Consider the following 14,829-nt stretch of genomic DNA (forward strand, 5'->3'; position numbering starts at 1 on the left):
GACCGCCATGTCGAAGACCAAGCACGACACCGGTAGAACGAGCGACCAGGGGCGGGAGCACCGTGGCGTGACCCGCCGGACCTTCTTGAAGTGGAGCGCGGCCGTCGGCGGCGGCGCGGCGGTGATGACGGGCCTCCCGGGCCTCTTCCGCACCATCTCCCAGGCCGAGGCCGCCGAGATCACCGACTACGCCGCGGGTAAGTGGATCCGCTCGGGCTGCAACATGTGCGGCGGGCAGTGCGGCATCGAATGCTTCGTCGACTCGAGCGGCGTGCTGCGCAAGATCGAGCCCTACCGCGACCCGAACCAGGTGGCGAGCGTCTCCTCGGCCTTCACCGCCCAGCTCGCGCTCACGGGCGACAAGTACGAGACCTCCGGCCTCTGCTGCAAGGGGAACTCCGCCCGGAAGTCCCTCTACGATCCGGACCGCCTTCAGACCCCGATGAAGCGCGTGGGTCCCCGAGGCGACTCCTCCTCCTTCGTGCCCATCACCTGGGACGAGGCGATCCAGCTCGCCGCGGGCAGGCTCAGAAACCTCACCAAGCAGTACGGAGCGCGCTCCCTCTTCTGGTTCGGAGAGGACCACTCCTTCACGCACATCCAGCAGGATTTCCTGGCCGGCCTCGGCGGGCCGAACTACCACAACCACTCGATGCTCTGCGATACGAGCCGGAAGTCGGCTTTTCGCTCGACGATGGGCAACGAGCGCCCCCTCGCTGACCTCGAGCACACCGACTACCTGCTCGTCTTCGGCTGGAACTTCCTCTCGGCCATCAAGTGGGTCTGGCTGGCCAAGGCCTTCGCGCGCGGACGCGCCAAGCCCGGCTTCAAGTTCACCTACGTGGACCCGGTCTTCAACACCACCGCCTCGAAGGCCGACACCTGGCTCGCGGTCAAGCCCGGCACCGACGGCGCGCTGGCGCTCGCGCTCTGCCACCGCATCGTCAACGCCGCCGGCACGGGGAACTTCAACGAGGAGTTCGCGACCAAGATGGGCCTCGGCTTCGCCACCTTCAAGGCCTGGCTGAACGACACCGGCGCCTACGCCGACGGCACCGTGAAGAACGCGGCGTGGGCCGCCGGCATCACCGGCCTCCCGCAGTCGTCGATCGAGGCGCTCGCCGACGAGCTGATGGCCGCCTACAAGGCCGGCAAGAAGATCTGCATCGATTCCTGGTCGGGCCCCGGGCACAAGATGAACGCGACCCAGGGCGGGCGCGCGATCGGCATGCTCCTCGGCCTCTTCGGTGTGATCGACAAGCCGGGCACGATGATCGTCCCCGAGCGGCAAGGTCCGAGCCGGCTGCCCAAGAATTCCGCGTGGCCCGCGGTAGACGGCTGGCACGCCGACGGCACGGTGGACATCACCACCACCGAGGCTGCGACCTCGAATCGCACGCTCATCGACAAGAACGGCGTTACCTACCCGGCAGGGACGACCATCCCCGCCAAGACCCCCTTCTCGAAGAAATACGTCTACGGGCACGGCTCGGGCAGCTATGTGGACGCCCGCGAAACGATGATCACCCAGCGCGACTTCCTCGGCATCCCCTACCCGGTGAAGGCCTGCGTGGTGGTCTTCCAGAACCTGGCGATGTCCATGCCCGACCCGGAGCGCACACGGATGGCGCTCTCGGCGATGGAGTTCGTCATGGTCGTGGACACGCACATGAGCGAGACCGCGCTCCTGGCCGACGTGGTGATCCCCGGCTCCAACTACCTCGAACGCTTCGACTACAACGCGCGCTGGGTCACGTTCCGGGCCAACAACCTCCGCCAGCCCGTCGTGAGCTCCTGGATCGGCGGGCGCAGCGAGGCGCAGTTCTTCATGGACCTGGGCGGTGCGATGGGGCTCGCCGGCTTCAAGACCCTTCCGGCCTTCACGGTCGACGAGGAGTACAACAAGGCCGAGTGGATCGAGTTCATGAAGGGCGGCTGGACCAAGCAGATGACCTGGGACGAGCTGAAGAAGGAGGGCCTCTGGATGGAGGACTTCGGCGCGGCCAAGGGCGGCACCCACTACGAGAAGCACAAGAAGACAGCGACGGGAAAGGCCTTCGACGCGGCGGCGATGGAGGTCAAGACCTTCGGACCGGCCGGAGACCAGGTCTTCGTGGTGCGCAACAAGGCCGACGGCAAGATCCTGGGCTACGCCACGAGCGCGACGCCCACCACCTACGACGAGGCCCCGGGCATCCTGGGCACGCAGAGCGGGCGCTTCCAGTTCTGGGATCCGGCGCTCGGCGACGCCTACACGGGCAAGACCAAGCCCGGCGGCGTGAGCGTGGCCGGAGACGTGCGGTTTCACCCGCTCCCCGTGTACCAAGGACAGCTCGAGCAGCCCACGACCAATTTCCCGCTCTACTTCATCTCCTGGAAGGAGGTCGAGCACACGCACAGCCGCACCTTCAATAACCCCTGGCTGATGGAGCTGCGCGCCGAGAACCGGCTCATCATGCACCCGAAGACCGCCGAGGCGCGGGGCATCGAGGAAGAAGATGCCGTCTGGGTCCAGAGCCCTTACGGCGTCGTGAAAGCCAAGGCACACCTGGCCTTCACGATCCGGCAGGACACCGTCGGGTTTGTGCGGGGCTTCGGGCACTGGGCGCTCGGACGCGTCGCGATGGGACGAGGCGCTCACGACGGCTGGTTGTTGCCGGCGCGCGCCGAGACCCACTCGGCTCAGGTGGCCAACAAGGACGCGATCTGCCAGGTCGTGAAAGCCTAAAGGAGAGAGCTAATGCCCCAATTCGGCTGGCATGTGAATATCGCGAAGTGCATCGGCTGCAAGGGCTGCGAGGCCGCTTGCAAGCAGGAGTTCAACCTCAAGCCCGGCCTGCGCCGCCGGCGGGTGATCGAGCAGGAGGGCTTCACCGGAGCCGCGGGGGCGGAGCAGCCCTTCCGCCGCTTCATCAGCATGTCGTGCAACCACTGCGCGACGCCGGCCTGCGTGACGGCGTGTCCGAGCGGCGCGATCACCAAGGACGCGAATACCGGCGTCGTCACCATCGACGAGAAGAAGTGCACCGGCGCGCGGCGCTGCATCGCCGCGTGTCCCTACGGGGCGATCTCCTACGACCCCGAGACGAAGAAGGCGGACAAGTGCACGGGGTGCGCGCACCGCCTGAACAGCACGGTGCTCCCGGTCGAGAAGCGGATACCGGCTTGCGTGCTCTCCTGCACCTCGTACGCGCTGCACTTCAGCGCCGACCTGGCGAAGATCGACGGCGGAACCTTCGGAGAGGCCAAGAAGACCACGGAGCCGCCGACCGGCTACGCGGACCTCAGCGACCCGGCCTTGACGAACCCGTCGGTGCGCTTCAGTCTCAAACGCGATGGCTAGCCCTCACGACACGACCACCGGCCTCGCCTGGGGGGGCGAAGGCAATCTGCGCTCCCTGAGCTACCACCTCATCGGCGGCTTGCTCAGGGAGTGCCCGACCGCCGAACTCCTCGACGGCATGCGCACGGAGGGGGTGCTCGAACGCCTGGCGGCCAAGGCCACTGGAGCACCCGCCTTGAGCGCCGCGCTCGGTCGGCTGGGACAGAGCCTGCGCGAGACCGAGCACACCGACGCGATCCGCACCGACTACGGGCTGCTCTTCCTCGGCCTCGGGCGCAAGGCCCTGGCTCCCCCTTGGGAGAGCCTCTATCGCGCCGAGGACCGCGAGGTGTGGGGCGAGCCGGCGCGTGAGGTGCTGCGCTGCTACGCCGAGGCGGGCGTGGGCTACGACGGGATGAAGCAGATCCCTCCGGACCACGTGGGGCTCGAGCTGACCTTCCTCGCCACGCTGGCGGACCGGGAACCGGCGGGGAGCGAGGCGCAGCGGCACTTCGTGGACCGACACCTCGCGCAGTGGATCCCGGCCTTCGTCGACAAGGTCAAGGGGGGGGCCAAGACCGGCTTCATGCGCGCCCTCGCCGAGGCCCTGCACGCTCTCATCGCGCTCGACCAGCGGTTTCTGGCAGGCGGACAGCAGAGGGAGGCCGGCGTTGCGGATCCTGCTGGTCGAGGATGACCGTCCCGTCCGCGTAACGGTCCGGGACGCGCTCGAGGAGGCGGGCCACACCGTCCTCGCCGTCGCCGACGGGCAGCAGGCTCTCGCCGCCATCGACGCCGAGAGCGTCGACCTCCTCCTGACGGACGTTCGCCTGCCGCACGTGGACGGACTAACCCTCTTCGCTCGCTTTCGGGAGGTCCAGCCCGACGCGGCCGCGCTCGTCATGACCGCCTACGGCCGGGTCGAGGACGCCGTCGAGGTGATGCGCAGGGGCGCCCACGACTACATCACCAAGCCCTTCGACATCGACGCGCTGCTCTTGCGCGTCGAGCGCATCGCCGCCGAACGGAGGCTCCGCGCTCCGAGCCCCGAGGGAGGACCTAGCCGGGCCGTCGAGATGGTGGGCGACTCGCCGGCCATCCGACGCGTGCTGGAGCGGGTCGACGCCGCCGCCGAGGCGGACGTGAACGTGCTGGTGATGGGCGAGACGGGCACCGGCAAGGAGCTCTGCGCCCGCGCACTGCACGAACGGAGCCCGCGCACCGGTCACCCCTTCGTGCACGTCAACTGCGCGGCGATCCCGGGAGACCTGTTCGAGGCGGAGATGTTCGGGCACGAGGCGGGGGCCTTCACGGGAGCGCTCCGGCGGCGCGAGGGACGGCTCCTCGCCGCGCACCGCGGCACGCTCTTTCTCGACGAGGTGGGAGAGCTGCGGCTCGACCACCAGGCCAAGCTCCTGCGCGCGATCGAGCTCAAGTGCTTCGAGCCGGTCGGCAGCAGCCGTTCCGTGGACGTGGACGTGCGCTTCGTCGGCGCCACGAATCGCGACCTCCGCGTGGACGTGGAGCGGAACGTCTTCCGTCAGGACCTCTTCTTTCGCCTGAACGTGATCGAGATCGTGGTGCCACCGCTGCGCGACCGTCGGGGCGACATCCCGCTGCTCGTGAGCAGTTTCCTGCACCGCGCGGTCGACCGCCGGGGCGTACCGCTCCCGCACCTGACGCCGGCCGCCGTGGCGGCGCTGCTCGGCTACGACTATCCAGGCAACGTGCGCGAGCTGCTTCACGCGCTGGAGCACGGGCTGGCTCTCTCGCGCGGTGCCGCGATCGACGTAGCGCACCTGCCGGCACCCTTTCGCGGCAGCATGCCCGGCCTACTGGCCCTGGAGGGCTTTCCGAACCTCCCCGCGGCCGTGCGCCATTTCGAGCGGCTCTACATCGAGCGCGTCCTCGAGCACGTCGATGGTCGTCGCGCGGAGGCGGCGCGCATCCTCGGCATCTCCCGCAAGAACCTCTGGGAGAAGCTCAAGCCCTGAGCGTCTCGGGTGGGGCCTCGTTCCTCGCGAGCGGCAACCAGATCGTCGCCACGGTCCCTCCCTCGGGCGGGAAGTCGAAGGTCAGGTCCCCGCCGTGGGCGTCCACGATGGTCCGCGTCACCGAGAGCCCGAGCCCCGTCCCCTGCCCTTCGGGCTTGGTGGTGAAAAAGGGGTTCTCCACGGCCGCGCGAAGCTCGGGCGGGATGCCCGGGCCCCGATCCACGACCGCGATGGCGGCCCGAGCCCCGCTCGCATACGCGCGAATCCAGAGGGCGCCCCCCGTCTCCGTCACGTACGCCGCGTTCAGCAGGAGGTTCAGGAGCGCCTGCGCGAGCTGCGTCGGGTCCCCGTCCACGGCCAGTCCGGTCGCCTGGTCCACCTCGGCGTGCAGCGTGATCCGCTGGCCGACGAGCGTCGGGCGCACGAGGTCGGCCGCGAGCGCCACGAGGTGTGTCAGGAACTCGCGAGAGCGTCGGGGCTCCCGGATCCGCGCGAAGTCCAGCATGCGGCGGCTCGTCTCCTGCAGGCGATCGAGGCTCTCGCCCATCAGCTCGAGGTACTCCCTCCGCTTCTCGAGGGAGATCTTCTCGCTCGCGAGAAGCCGATGGCAGTTGCGGAGCCCGGCCAGCGGGTTATTCACCTCGTGGGCCACGCCGGCCACGAGCGAGCCGAGCGCCGCCAGCTTCTCGGTGTGGATCTCGCGGCGCCGCGCTTCCTCCTGGCGGAGAAAGCCCTCGTGGAGTCGCCGTCGCATCTCGTTGACCTGCGCGGTGAGCAGGCCGATCTCGTCCCGTCGGCGCACGGGGAGCGCGACGGGTGCCTCGGCGGGCTCGATCGTTTGCAGCGCCGTGACGAGCTCGCGGACCGGCCGCGCCACGGACCGCCCCACGAGCAGCGCCGCCAGCAGGCCCACCCCGATCAGCCCCGAGGCGACGCCCGTGAGCCGAAGCCAGAGCTGACGCTGCCGCTCGTCGTGCGCCGACAGGTCGATCCCCACGCGAAGCTGGGTGTGGCGCGAGTGGCGCAGGGTGACGGCCAGGTCGAGGAAGCGTCTCTCGCCCACCTCGAGGAGGAGCGGCCGGAGGTCCGGTCGGGACCTGATGAGCGCCCTCGGCGTGCCGCCACGGAAGGAGGAGGCCAGGACCTGGGACCCGTCGTGCACCACGCCGTAGGCCACCGGCGCCGAGGCCGCGACCGTGTCCACGAGCTCCTGCAGGGTCACGCGGTCGCCCCAGAGCAGCGCGTCGGCCGCCTGACGCCCCACGAGGTAGGTCGTAGAACGCGCGCGCTCGGAGAGCTCGTCCTCGATGGTCCGGACCAGGTGACGGACGGTGGACCACTGCAGCAGGTAGGTCAGGATGACCCCCAGCACGCCGAAGACGGCCAGCTTGATCCACAGGCGGCGCCAGGGCGCCACGGCCGGGCCATGGTCCTTCATTTGAACGCGCGCCAGAGCTCGCGGGCCGAGTCGTAGAGTTTCGCCGTCACGCGCTCGAAGCGCTCGATGCGGAGCTGCTCGAGCGCGCGCCGCGCCTCGGGCCGCTCGTGGAGCCGGAGGAGCGCCTCTTGCCACTGCCGCCGGGTCTCGGCAGACACCGTCAGCGCCGCCACGACCGGAGGCATGCCGAAGTCGGGCGAGGTCTTCAGGATGCGCAGGCGGGGCGCTCCCGCGGGGCGGCGCCGCGTCCACTCGAGGAAGATGAGCTCGTCCACCCCTGCCGCGTCGGCGAGGCCCTGCTCCACGGATCGGATGGCCCGGTCGTGACTCCCCACGAACGCGGTGGATGCAAACGATGCTCCGCTCTTGCGAAAGGTGGTGCGCGCCAGGGATGCGGGATAGGCGTGCCCGGTGAGGGAGAGCGGGTCGGTGAAGACGAAGCGGGTGCCGCGAAGCTCCTCGAAGCCGAGCGCCGTCGAATCGGCCCGCACGATCACCACCGACCGGTAGGTGGTCCGCCCGGCCACGCGCGGGACGGCGAGCAGGATGTCGCTCCCCCGCCCTTCCTCTAGGAGCTCGAGGTACCCGCCGGTACAGATGAAGGCCAGGTCCAGGTCCCCCGTGGCGAGGCGCGCGTTCACCTCGCTGTAGGACCTGCCGTGGATGATCTCCGCGGCGCGACCGACGGAGGCGCCGAACTCGCGAACCACGCGGGCGTAGGCCCCGGTCGTCTCCTCGGGCGAGACCATCGCCGCGACGGCGACGCGCAGGCCGCGAGGGGCACGCACGGCCGCCGTGGGAACGCGCTCCTCGAAGCTCGCCACCTCCACCTCGCCCCGCCGCCGCGTGCAGGACGGCTGGGCCACGGCCAGCAGCAGGAGGACGGCGAGCCGCGGGTTCACCTTCACGGTCGCTCGCCCCCCGCGCCATCGTCTGGCGGACCGAAGAGCGCGCCGAGACGCCGCCGCAGCTCGTCGCGCACGGCACGGAAGCTCTTCCATCGCGCGTCGTCCGAGCCGGTCACGGCCGCCGGATCGGGGAGACCCCAGTGAAGGCGCGTGGCCTGTCCCAGAAAGACGGGGCACTCCTCCTCCGCGCAGAGAGTGATCACGACGTCGATTTCGGCGGCCGGGATCTCGGCCACGTCCTTCGAGCGCTGGCCCGAGGCGTCGATCCCGAGCTCAGCGAGGACGGCCACCGCCTCGGGGCGCACGCGCGTCGGCCGCGAGCCCGCCGAGAAGATCGCCACCTCCGGCGGGGCCAGGCTCCGGGCGATTCCTTCGGCCAGCTGGCTGCGCGCCGAGTTGGCCACGCAGAGAAAGAGGATCCCCTTCGGATGCAGGGCACGAAGCCGGGCCACGTCGGCCTGCCAGTCGGTCACGGTCGCACCTTCTCGGCGTCTCGTGCCGCAGCCGGAAAGAAGCGACGCCGGAGCCAGAGCGCCACGTGAACCAGCCCGATGAGGGCCGGCACCTCCACGAGCGGCCCGATCACCGCCGCGAAGGCCGCTCCGTGGTGCAGGCCGAAGGTCGCGACGGCCACGGCGATGGACAGCTCGAAGTTGTTCGAGGCCGCGGTGAAGGAGAGGGTCGCGGCCTGGCCATAGGTGGCGCCGACCTTCTTGGACATGAAGAAGGAGAGAAAGAACATCACCACGAAGTAGACGAGCAGCGGGATGGCGATACGGAGGACGTCCAGGGGAAGCTGGACGATCGTCTCGCCCTTGAGCGAGAACATGACCACGATGGTGAAGAGGAGCGCGACGAGCGTGATCGGGCTGATCGCTGGAATGAACCTCTCCTCGTACCAGCGTGGGCCCTTGAGCTTGAGCAGGCTGAAGCGCGTGACGATACCGGCGACGAAGGGGATGCCCAGGTAGATCGCCACGCTCTTCGCGATCTCGCCGATGGTGATGCGCACCTCGACCCCCTTCAGACCGAACCAGGGAGGCACCACGGTGATGAAGAGGTAGGCGTAGACGGCATAGAGCAGCACCTGAAAGATCGCGTTGAAGGCCACGAGCCCGGCGCAGTACTCGGGGTCGCCGTCGGCGAGGTCGTTCCAGACGATGACCATGGCGATGCAGCGGGCCAGGCCGATGAGGATCAGCCCCACCATGTACTCGGGGTTGTCGCGCAGAAAGAGCACCGCGAGACCGAACATGAGGAGCGGACCGAGGACCCAGTTCTGCACCAGCGAGAGGCCGAGCACCTTCAGGTTGCGAAAGACCGGCCCGAGCTCCTCGTAGCGCACCTTCGCCAGCGGCGGGTACATCATCAAGATCAGCCCGACGGCGATGGGGATGGAGGTCGTGCCGACGCTGAGCCGGTCGAGGAGCGACACGATGCCGGGGAAGAGATATCCGGTTCCGACGCCGGCGAGCATAGCCAGGAAGATCCAGACCGTCAGATAGCGGTCCAGAAAGGAGAGGCGCCGGGCCACGCCCTCTCGCGGCTCCTGGGGCACCGGACGAGTACCCTGCTCGCGCATCGTCGGGAAGGCTACGTCCGGCGGACGTGCGACGCAACGGCCGTCACCTGCGGAACGGAGGGGACGCGAGCTCCCGTCGGCCCCCCTTTGGCTGTCATCCACGATGATCGGTCATGCGCCTCGAGGCGGCCCCGCTTCGCCGGAGGCGGTGGCGAGCTCGGCCGCCGTCCTCTCGAAGCTCAGCGTCCCGGGACTTCGTCGGTACGCAGCTTCCCTCGGAGCTTCCAGCCCGTGCGCAGGAGCCAGGTTCGTGGCGCGCCGACCGTGGGCTCTCCCGAGGGCGGCACCGGCACGCAGTGCTTCCGTCGGTTTTGGAGCACACAGGCGAGGGCGTGCTTCGTCTCGCTCGGCGTGCGCAAGATGCGCTGGTGGTAGCGCTCGGCGAAGACCCGCCCGTGCCGCCCGAGGCGGTCGTTGAGTCGCCGGGCGAGGCGAATCGCCAGGCCCCGTAGCCCCTTCATCAGGACGTCCCGGTCCTTGGCCTCGGTGATGAGGTGCAGGTGGTTCTTCTGGATCGAGTAGTGCGCGAGATTGAGCCCGTGGTGGCCGAGCGCCGCCCGAAATGCGGCCTCGATCACCCGGAGCTGCGGCTTCTTGCGCAGGTTGGGTAGCTCTGACACGACCCTCATCGTCACGTGCACCGGAAACCGGCTGGCCAGGAGCGGTCGCGCCCGGTGCGGCAAGCTGCTCCCGGGCTGCTTCTTCCTCCCCGCACCCTTGCGTTTCCCGCCCCAGCCCTTCGCCTCCCGCATCGGCAATGGAAGCTGCTTCGCAAAACCCGCCGGCGCACGGGTGCCTGAAGGCCGGCCATCTCCCGAGGAGGAGTTGCGTTTGTGCGCCATCATGAATAGGGCTAATAGTAGCAAGTCGCTGGTCTGACGTCAAGCGATTTCCTTGCACAAACACACACCCACCGCACCGATCCACCCCGGCCCTCCGAGTGCGCCCACCGCCGCTCGTGCTCTCGCCCACCCTCCGTCGCTAGCCATCCTCGCCCGCGCACCGCTCCATCCCCGCCGCTCGCATGCGCCCACTGCCGCCCGCGCTCTCGCTCACCCCCCGAGTGCGTTCACCGCCGCCCGCGCTCCCCCCACCACCTGTCGCGCGTCGCCCCATCGGGCGGCTGCACGACGTCGGCCACCACCCCTGACCAGTGTCACCAGCTTCCGGGCACCGTTGGCCGACGGTCCGCGATCACGCCCCCCTTTTCCCGACGGAGAGTCTCGGCGCGGGTTGCGTTATACTGCCGCCCTTCAAGGAGTGGTCATGCCCGCGCGACCGTCGCGACGCTCGCTCGTTCTCCCCGGCCTCCTGGCCGGCGCCCTGCTCGTGCTCGTTCTTGTTCTCGCGGGCGCCAGCGCTTGGGCCAGCGGCCCGCCCGGGTCCTCGTCGGGCACGAGCCACGAAGACCCCGTCGCCCCGGTCCTCCTCGCGCTCACGGTGGTCCTCGTCGCGGCGAAGCTCGGAGGCGACCTGGCCACGCGCGTCCGGCAGCCCTCGGTGCTCGGGGAGCTCGTGGTCGGGGTGCTGCTCGGCAACCTCTCGCTCGCGGGCCTCGGCCAGCTCGACTACCTGAAGCACGACCAGGCGGTGGACCTGCTCTCGCGGCTGGGCGTGATCATCCTGCTCTTCGAGGTGGGGCTCGAATCGACGGTGAGCCAGATGCTGAAGGTCGGCGGCTCCGCCCTCCTCGTAGCGGTGCTCGGCGTGATCACCCCCTTCGGGCTGGGTTGGGTCGCCTCGGGCTGGCTCCTCCCCGCCTCGAGCGTCTACGTGCACGCCTTCATCGGGGCCGCGCTGACGGCCACCAGCGTGGGGATCACGGCGCGGGTGCTGAAGGACCTCGACCGCGGACAGACCAAGGAAGCGCGGATCATCCTCGGGGCGGCGGTGATCGACGACGTGCTCGGGCTGCTCGTGCTGGCCGTCGTCACGGCGATCATCGCGGCCGCGGACCACGGCGACGCGGTGCGCCTGGGCCAGATCGCCTGGGTGGTGGGCAAGGCGGGGGCCTTCCTCGTCGGTTCGCTCTTCCTCGGCGTGCTCCTCTCCCCGCGACTCTTCTGGGTGGCGTCCAAGCTGCAGGCGCGCGGCGTCCTGCTCGCGCTCGGGCTCTCGTTCTGCTTTCTCCTCTCCTGGCTCGCGGGCGCCATCGGCCTGGCCCCCATCGTCGGAGCCTTCGCCGCGGGGCTGATCCTCGAGGAGACCCACTATCGCGACTTCGTGACCCGCGGCGAGCACGGCCTCGAGGAGCTCGTGCAGCCCATCGCCTCCTTCCTCGTGCCCGTCTTCTTCGTCCTGATGGGCATGCGGACGGATCTGCGCGCCTTCGTGCAGCCGGGGGTCGCGAGCCTCGCCGCGGCCATCACCGCGGTGGCGATCCTCGGCAAGCAGGCCTGCGCCCTGGGCGCGCTCGGCCGCGGGGTGGACCGCCTCTCCGTCGGGGTGGGCATGATCCCGCGAGGGGAAGTGGGACTCATCTTCGCGAACATCGGCGCGGCGCTGACGGTCAAGGGCGAGCGCGTCGTCTCGCCGGGCGTCTACTCGGCGGTGGTGGTGATGGTCATCGTCACCACGATGATCACGCCCCCCGCGCTGAAGTGGAGCCTGAACCGGCGGTCGCGCTCCACGGGCAACCCCGGGCCTTCTTGACCGAGGCTGGCCGGAAGAGGCGCGGTCCCGTCGCACGCTGGCTCACGCGACTCGGTCTTCTCGTGCTCGTCCCCGTGGCGAGCCTCGCCCTCTTCGCGACCGCCTTTCTGGCGGCACCGCCGGCCGACCTCCTGCGCCGGGCCGCGCTGCCGATCCTGCAGAAGGTGCTCGGGCACGAGCGGATCTACCTCGGGCACCTCGCGCTCGAACCCCGCAGCCGCGTCGAGCTGCGCGACCTCTGGCTCGGACCCCCCGAGGGCTACGGGCTGCCGCTCCTGACGGTGGACCGTCTCCTGCTGCGCTACGACCTGAGCGAGCTGCCGAAAGGCCGGCTGCGCGTGCTCGAGCTCCGCGTGGAACGCCCCGTGGCCTACGCCGAGGCGCGAGGCGGAAAGCTCGGCTGGCTCGCTTTTCTGGAGCGACTGCCGAAGGGCGAAAAGGAGCCGGAGCCGGCGAAGCCCCCATCGGATTTCGAGCTCATCCTGGACCAGCTCGTGGTGAGCGGCCTCGGCGCTTACTTCGACGACGGCCAGCAGCGCGCCGTGCTGCACGCGCTGAAGGTCACCGCGAAGGGCCGCTACGCGCCGTCGGGGAGCGCCTTCGACGTGCAGGTCGCGCTCGAGAACCCCGACCCGCGCCGCGCGAACGTGGCCGTCCGTCGAGCAGCCGCGAGCGGAGCGCCCCCGACCGAGGCGAAGCTCGCTAGCCTTCTGCGCCTCGACCTGAAGGTGGAGCGCCTTCAACCTTTGAAGGTGGCGCTCGCGCTGCGCCTCGAGGCGAGGGCCCGCGCGCTGCGCCTGCCGCGCGTCCTGCCTGCCGCGGCTCTCGGCCTCGCCCTCGAGGCCCGCGCGGACGAGCTGGCCGACAGGGCCCAGGTCGACGGCCTGCGGCTACAGCTCGACGGAGCGGAGCTCGTCCGGCTGAAGGCGGCCGTGGAAGGGCTCTTGCGCGGCGATCGCCGGCTGGCGCTCGACCTCGAACGTCTTCAGCTCCCCCTGGACCGCCTGCGCCCCTACCTCCGCGCCTTCGCGCCCGGGATCGACGCCGGGGGCGAGCTGCGGGTGGAGCAGGTGCGCGTGGCCGGCACGCTCGACCGTCCGAACGAGGCCAGACTCGCTCCGCACCCCGGGCGCGTAGAGCTCACGGGGCTCTGGGCCCGGATCGACGGGCCGCAGGGCAAGGCTCCGCGCCTCGAAGCGCGCGGGCTCTCGGGGACCCTGCGCCTCCAGGCCGCGCCCGTCGGTGCCGCCGCTCCGAAGACGCCGACGGCGCTCCTCGCCGCGCTTCCCCGAGGGACCTCCGGCCGCGCGAGGTCTGCCGTCGAGGTGACTCCGGGCGCCAGCCTCCCGGGCCTCCTCCTCGAGGGGGAGCTGCGCCTCGCGTCGGCGCGCGCGCCAGGGGCGAGCCTCCGGGGCCTCACGCTGCGTCTCGCCGGAGGCGTGGACCAGCAAGGGCTCGCCCCCGAGCTCGCGGGCTTGCGCCTCGCCCTCGACGTCGCGCGCGTGGGGGTGAGGCACCCTGCCCTCGGTGCGATCGAGCTTCCCCTCCACCTGCGGCTCGCCACCGCGGCGCAGCTTCGCGAACGCTCGGCCGAGCTCCCCGAGCTCGAGCTCCGACTCGGCGAGCTTCTGCGCGCAACGGCCCACGGTCACATTAAGGGCGGCGGGCGCGACGGCGTGTCGCTCGCCCTCGAGCTCGTGCCCGGCGAGCTGGGAAGCGTGGTGCGGGCTCTGCCGGCCCCCCTCCGCGCCCGGCTCGGCGGCCGCACCGTGCGTGGTCGCACCTCCGTGAAGCTCGCCCTCCGCACGCGCCTGACGGAAACCCTGCGCGCCCGCGTGACGCGCACCCTGGCGAAGGAGGGCGCCGGGGCCCTCTTCGCCGCCTGGTGCTGCACCCGCCAGAGCCCGCTCCCCCTCGAGCTGGACGCGCAGGTCTCTCTCGACGGCGTGACCTTCGAGGACCCCACGGCGGGTCTGCGCCTGCGCGGCGTGAACGACCGCTGGACCATCAAGACCAGACCCGGCCTGCTGGAGGTCGCCACCGATCAGCGCCTCGCGGGCCTCGCGCTCCCCAAGGCCGGCGTCTTCGCCACGGGGCTCAAGCTCCCCCTCGCCGTGCAGCTGAGCCCCTCGGGGGCCACGGTTCAGACGCGCCTCGAGGCGGAAGGCCTCCGCCTCGACTCCGCCGGTCTCTCGAGCCGCGGGCTTCGCATTCGCTCCACCTTCAGCGCGCCCGTGCCGCTCGCGGCAGTGCTTGCAGGGAAACCGGTGGCTCTCGCCTCGGCCGAGGCCACCGTCGAGACCGCGGTGGAGGCCCTCTCGCTGCGTCAGCCGGGGCAGCACCTCCACGTGGAAGGACTGAAGACCCGACTGGCGGCGCGTCACGCGGGCGGGGCCCGCAAGCCGGTCCGGATCGCCCTGCAAACCACTCTCCGCGGGCTGAGCCACGCGCAGCAGGGGGCGCACCTTAATAACGTATCGCTCGACCTCGAGAGCGACCTCCGGGGCCTCGAGCCGCGCTGGCCAGCTCTCCCGCCCCGGATCGAAGTCCTCGCCGGGGACCTCCGCCTGCGCAGCCGGATTGGCCGCCTCGGCCTGCGCCGCGTGCTCGACCGCCCCGTGGAGGGAATCGCGCTCGCGCTGCGCACCGCCCTGCGACCCGGCGGCACGGTGGACCTGCGCGAGCTCTCGGCCCGCATCCCCTCGCGCGGCCTGCGGCTCACCCTCTCCGGCCTCGTCGAGCGCGCGCTCACGGCACGCCCCGAGCGCCTCCCCCCGCTGCAGCTCGAGCTCGGCGCCGCGCTCGAGCTGCCCCGGAGCGGGCACCTGGCCTCCTCGAGCCGCGTCTGGCCCAACGTGCGCGCCTCGGGGAAGGCCGGCCTGACCCTCCGCGTGCGGCACGAGCAGGGACAGCGGCTCGAGCTCGAGGGACGC

The 14,829-nt window shown here is 70.7% G+C and carries 11 protein-coding genes; 6 read left to right on the forward strand and 5 right to left on the reverse strand.

The window, feature by feature from the left end:
* Nucleotides 1-7 precede the first annotated feature (7 nt).
* From IT371_00780 to IT371_00795, 4 genes are read left to right on the forward strand one after another with little or no spacing between them, the layout of a single operon-like run.
* A complete protein-coding gene (locus IT371_00780) occupies nucleotides 8-2,728 on the forward strand; it encodes a molybdopterin-dependent oxidoreductase (protein MCC6746158.1) in 2,721 nt (906 codons plus the stop codon).
* Nucleotides 2,729-2,740: 12 nt separating this feature from the next.
* Nucleotides 2,741-3,343 (forward strand): 4Fe-4S dicluster domain-containing protein, encoded by a 603-nt coding sequence (locus IT371_00785; GenBank protein ID MCC6746159.1) that lies wholly within the window; start codon nucleotides 2,741-2,743, stop codon nucleotides 3,341-3,343.
* The gene (locus tag IT371_00790) at nucleotides 3,336-4,019 is read left to right on the forward strand and encodes a molecular chaperone TorD family protein (protein ID MCC6746160.1); all 684 of its coding nucleotides are present in this window, start codon (nucleotides 3,336-3,338) and stop codon (nucleotides 4,017-4,019) included. The genes IT371_00785 and IT371_00790 overlap by 8 nt, the downstream gene beginning before the upstream one ends.
* Nucleotides 3,994-5,316: a sigma-54-dependent Fis family transcriptional regulator gene (locus IT371_00795; GenBank protein MCC6746161.1), complete on the forward strand. Its 1,323-nt coding sequence runs from the start codon at nucleotides 3,994-3,996 to the stop codon at nucleotides 5,314-5,316. The genes IT371_00790 and IT371_00795 overlap by 26 nt, the downstream gene beginning before the upstream one ends.
* Here IT371_00795 and IT371_00800 read toward each other — a convergent pair.
* The 5 genes from IT371_00800 to IT371_00820 form a co-directional block, all read right to left on the reverse strand.
* Complete coding sequence (locus IT371_00800; protein MCC6746162.1) at nucleotides 5,306-6,754, reverse strand: HAMP domain-containing histidine kinase; 1,449 nt, start codon at nucleotides 6,752-6,754, stop codon at nucleotides 5,306-5,308. The two genes, IT371_00795 and IT371_00800, sit on opposite strands and share 11 nt — an antisense overlap.
* A complete protein-coding gene (locus IT371_00805) occupies nucleotides 6,751-7,662 on the reverse strand; it encodes a PhnD/SsuA/transferrin family substrate-binding protein (GenBank protein MCC6746163.1) in 912 nt (303 codons plus the stop codon). The genes IT371_00800 and IT371_00805 overlap by 4 nt, the downstream gene beginning before the upstream one ends.
* A complete protein-coding gene (locus tag IT371_00810; protein MCC6746164.1) occupies nucleotides 7,659-8,135 on the reverse strand; it encodes an arsenate reductase ArsC in 477 nt (158 codons plus the stop codon). The genes IT371_00805 and IT371_00810 overlap by 4 nt, the downstream gene beginning before the upstream one ends.
* On the reverse strand, nucleotides 8,132-9,244 hold the full coding sequence (gene arsB / locus IT371_00815; protein ID MCC6746165.1) for an ACR3 family arsenite efflux transporter: 1,113 nt from the start codon (nucleotides 9,242-9,244) through the stop codon (nucleotides 8,132-8,134). Before arsB ends, IT371_00810 begins: the two co-directional genes overlap by 4 nt.
* Before the next feature lie 179 nt (nucleotides 9,245-9,423).
* Complete coding sequence (locus IT371_00820; protein ID MCC6746166.1) at nucleotides 9,424-9,996, reverse strand: transposase; 573 nt, start codon at nucleotides 9,994-9,996, stop codon at nucleotides 9,424-9,426.
* A gap of 514 nt (nucleotides 9,997-10,510) precedes the next feature.
* Here IT371_00820 and IT371_00825 point away from each other — a divergent pair.
* The gene (locus tag IT371_00825; protein ID MCC6746167.1) at nucleotides 10,511-11,896 is read left to right on the forward strand and encodes a cation:proton antiporter; all 1,386 of its coding nucleotides are present in this window, start codon (nucleotides 10,511-10,513) and stop codon (nucleotides 11,894-11,896) included.
* Nucleotides 11,893-14,829: hypothetical protein (locus IT371_00830; GenBank protein MCC6746168.1), on the forward strand; the 2,937-nt coding region annotated here is incomplete at its 3' end. The genes IT371_00825 and IT371_00830, both read left to right, overlap by 4 nt.

The sequence above is a fragment of the Deltaproteobacteria bacterium genome, from assembly GCA_020848905.1.
Classification (GTDB): domain Bacteria; phylum Myxococcota_A; class Polyangia.

What these genes read in the sequence shown, in the direction of transcription:
- IT371_00820 (MCC6746166.1), bottom strand. Translation starts at nt 9,996, where the DNA reads ATGCGGGAGGCGAAGGGCTGGGGCGGGAAACGCAAGGGTGCGGGGAGG.
- IT371_00780 (MCC6746158.1), top strand. Translation starts at nt 8, where the DNA reads ATGTCGAAGACCAAGCACGACACCGGTAGAACGAGCGACCAGGGGCGG.
- IT371_00785 (MCC6746159.1), top strand. Translation starts at nt 2,741, where the DNA reads ATGCCCCAATTCGGCTGGCATGTGAATATCGCGAAGTGCATCGGCTGC.
- IT371_00825 (MCC6746167.1), top strand. Translation starts at nt 10,511, where the DNA reads ATGCCCGCGCGACCGTCGCGACGCTCGCTCGTTCTCCCCGGCCTCCTG.
- IT371_00800 (MCC6746162.1), bottom strand. Translation starts at nt 6,754, where the DNA reads ATGAAGGACCATGGCCCGGCCGTGGCGCCCTGGCGCCGCCTGTGGATC.
- IT371_00790 (MCC6746160.1), top strand. Translation starts at nt 3,336, where the DNA reads ATGGCTAGCCCTCACGACACGACCACCGGCCTCGCCTGGGGGGGCGAA.
- arsB (MCC6746165.1), bottom strand. Translation starts at nt 9,244, where the DNA reads ATGCGCGAGCAGGGTACTCGTCCGGTGCCCCAGGAGCCGCGAGAGGGC.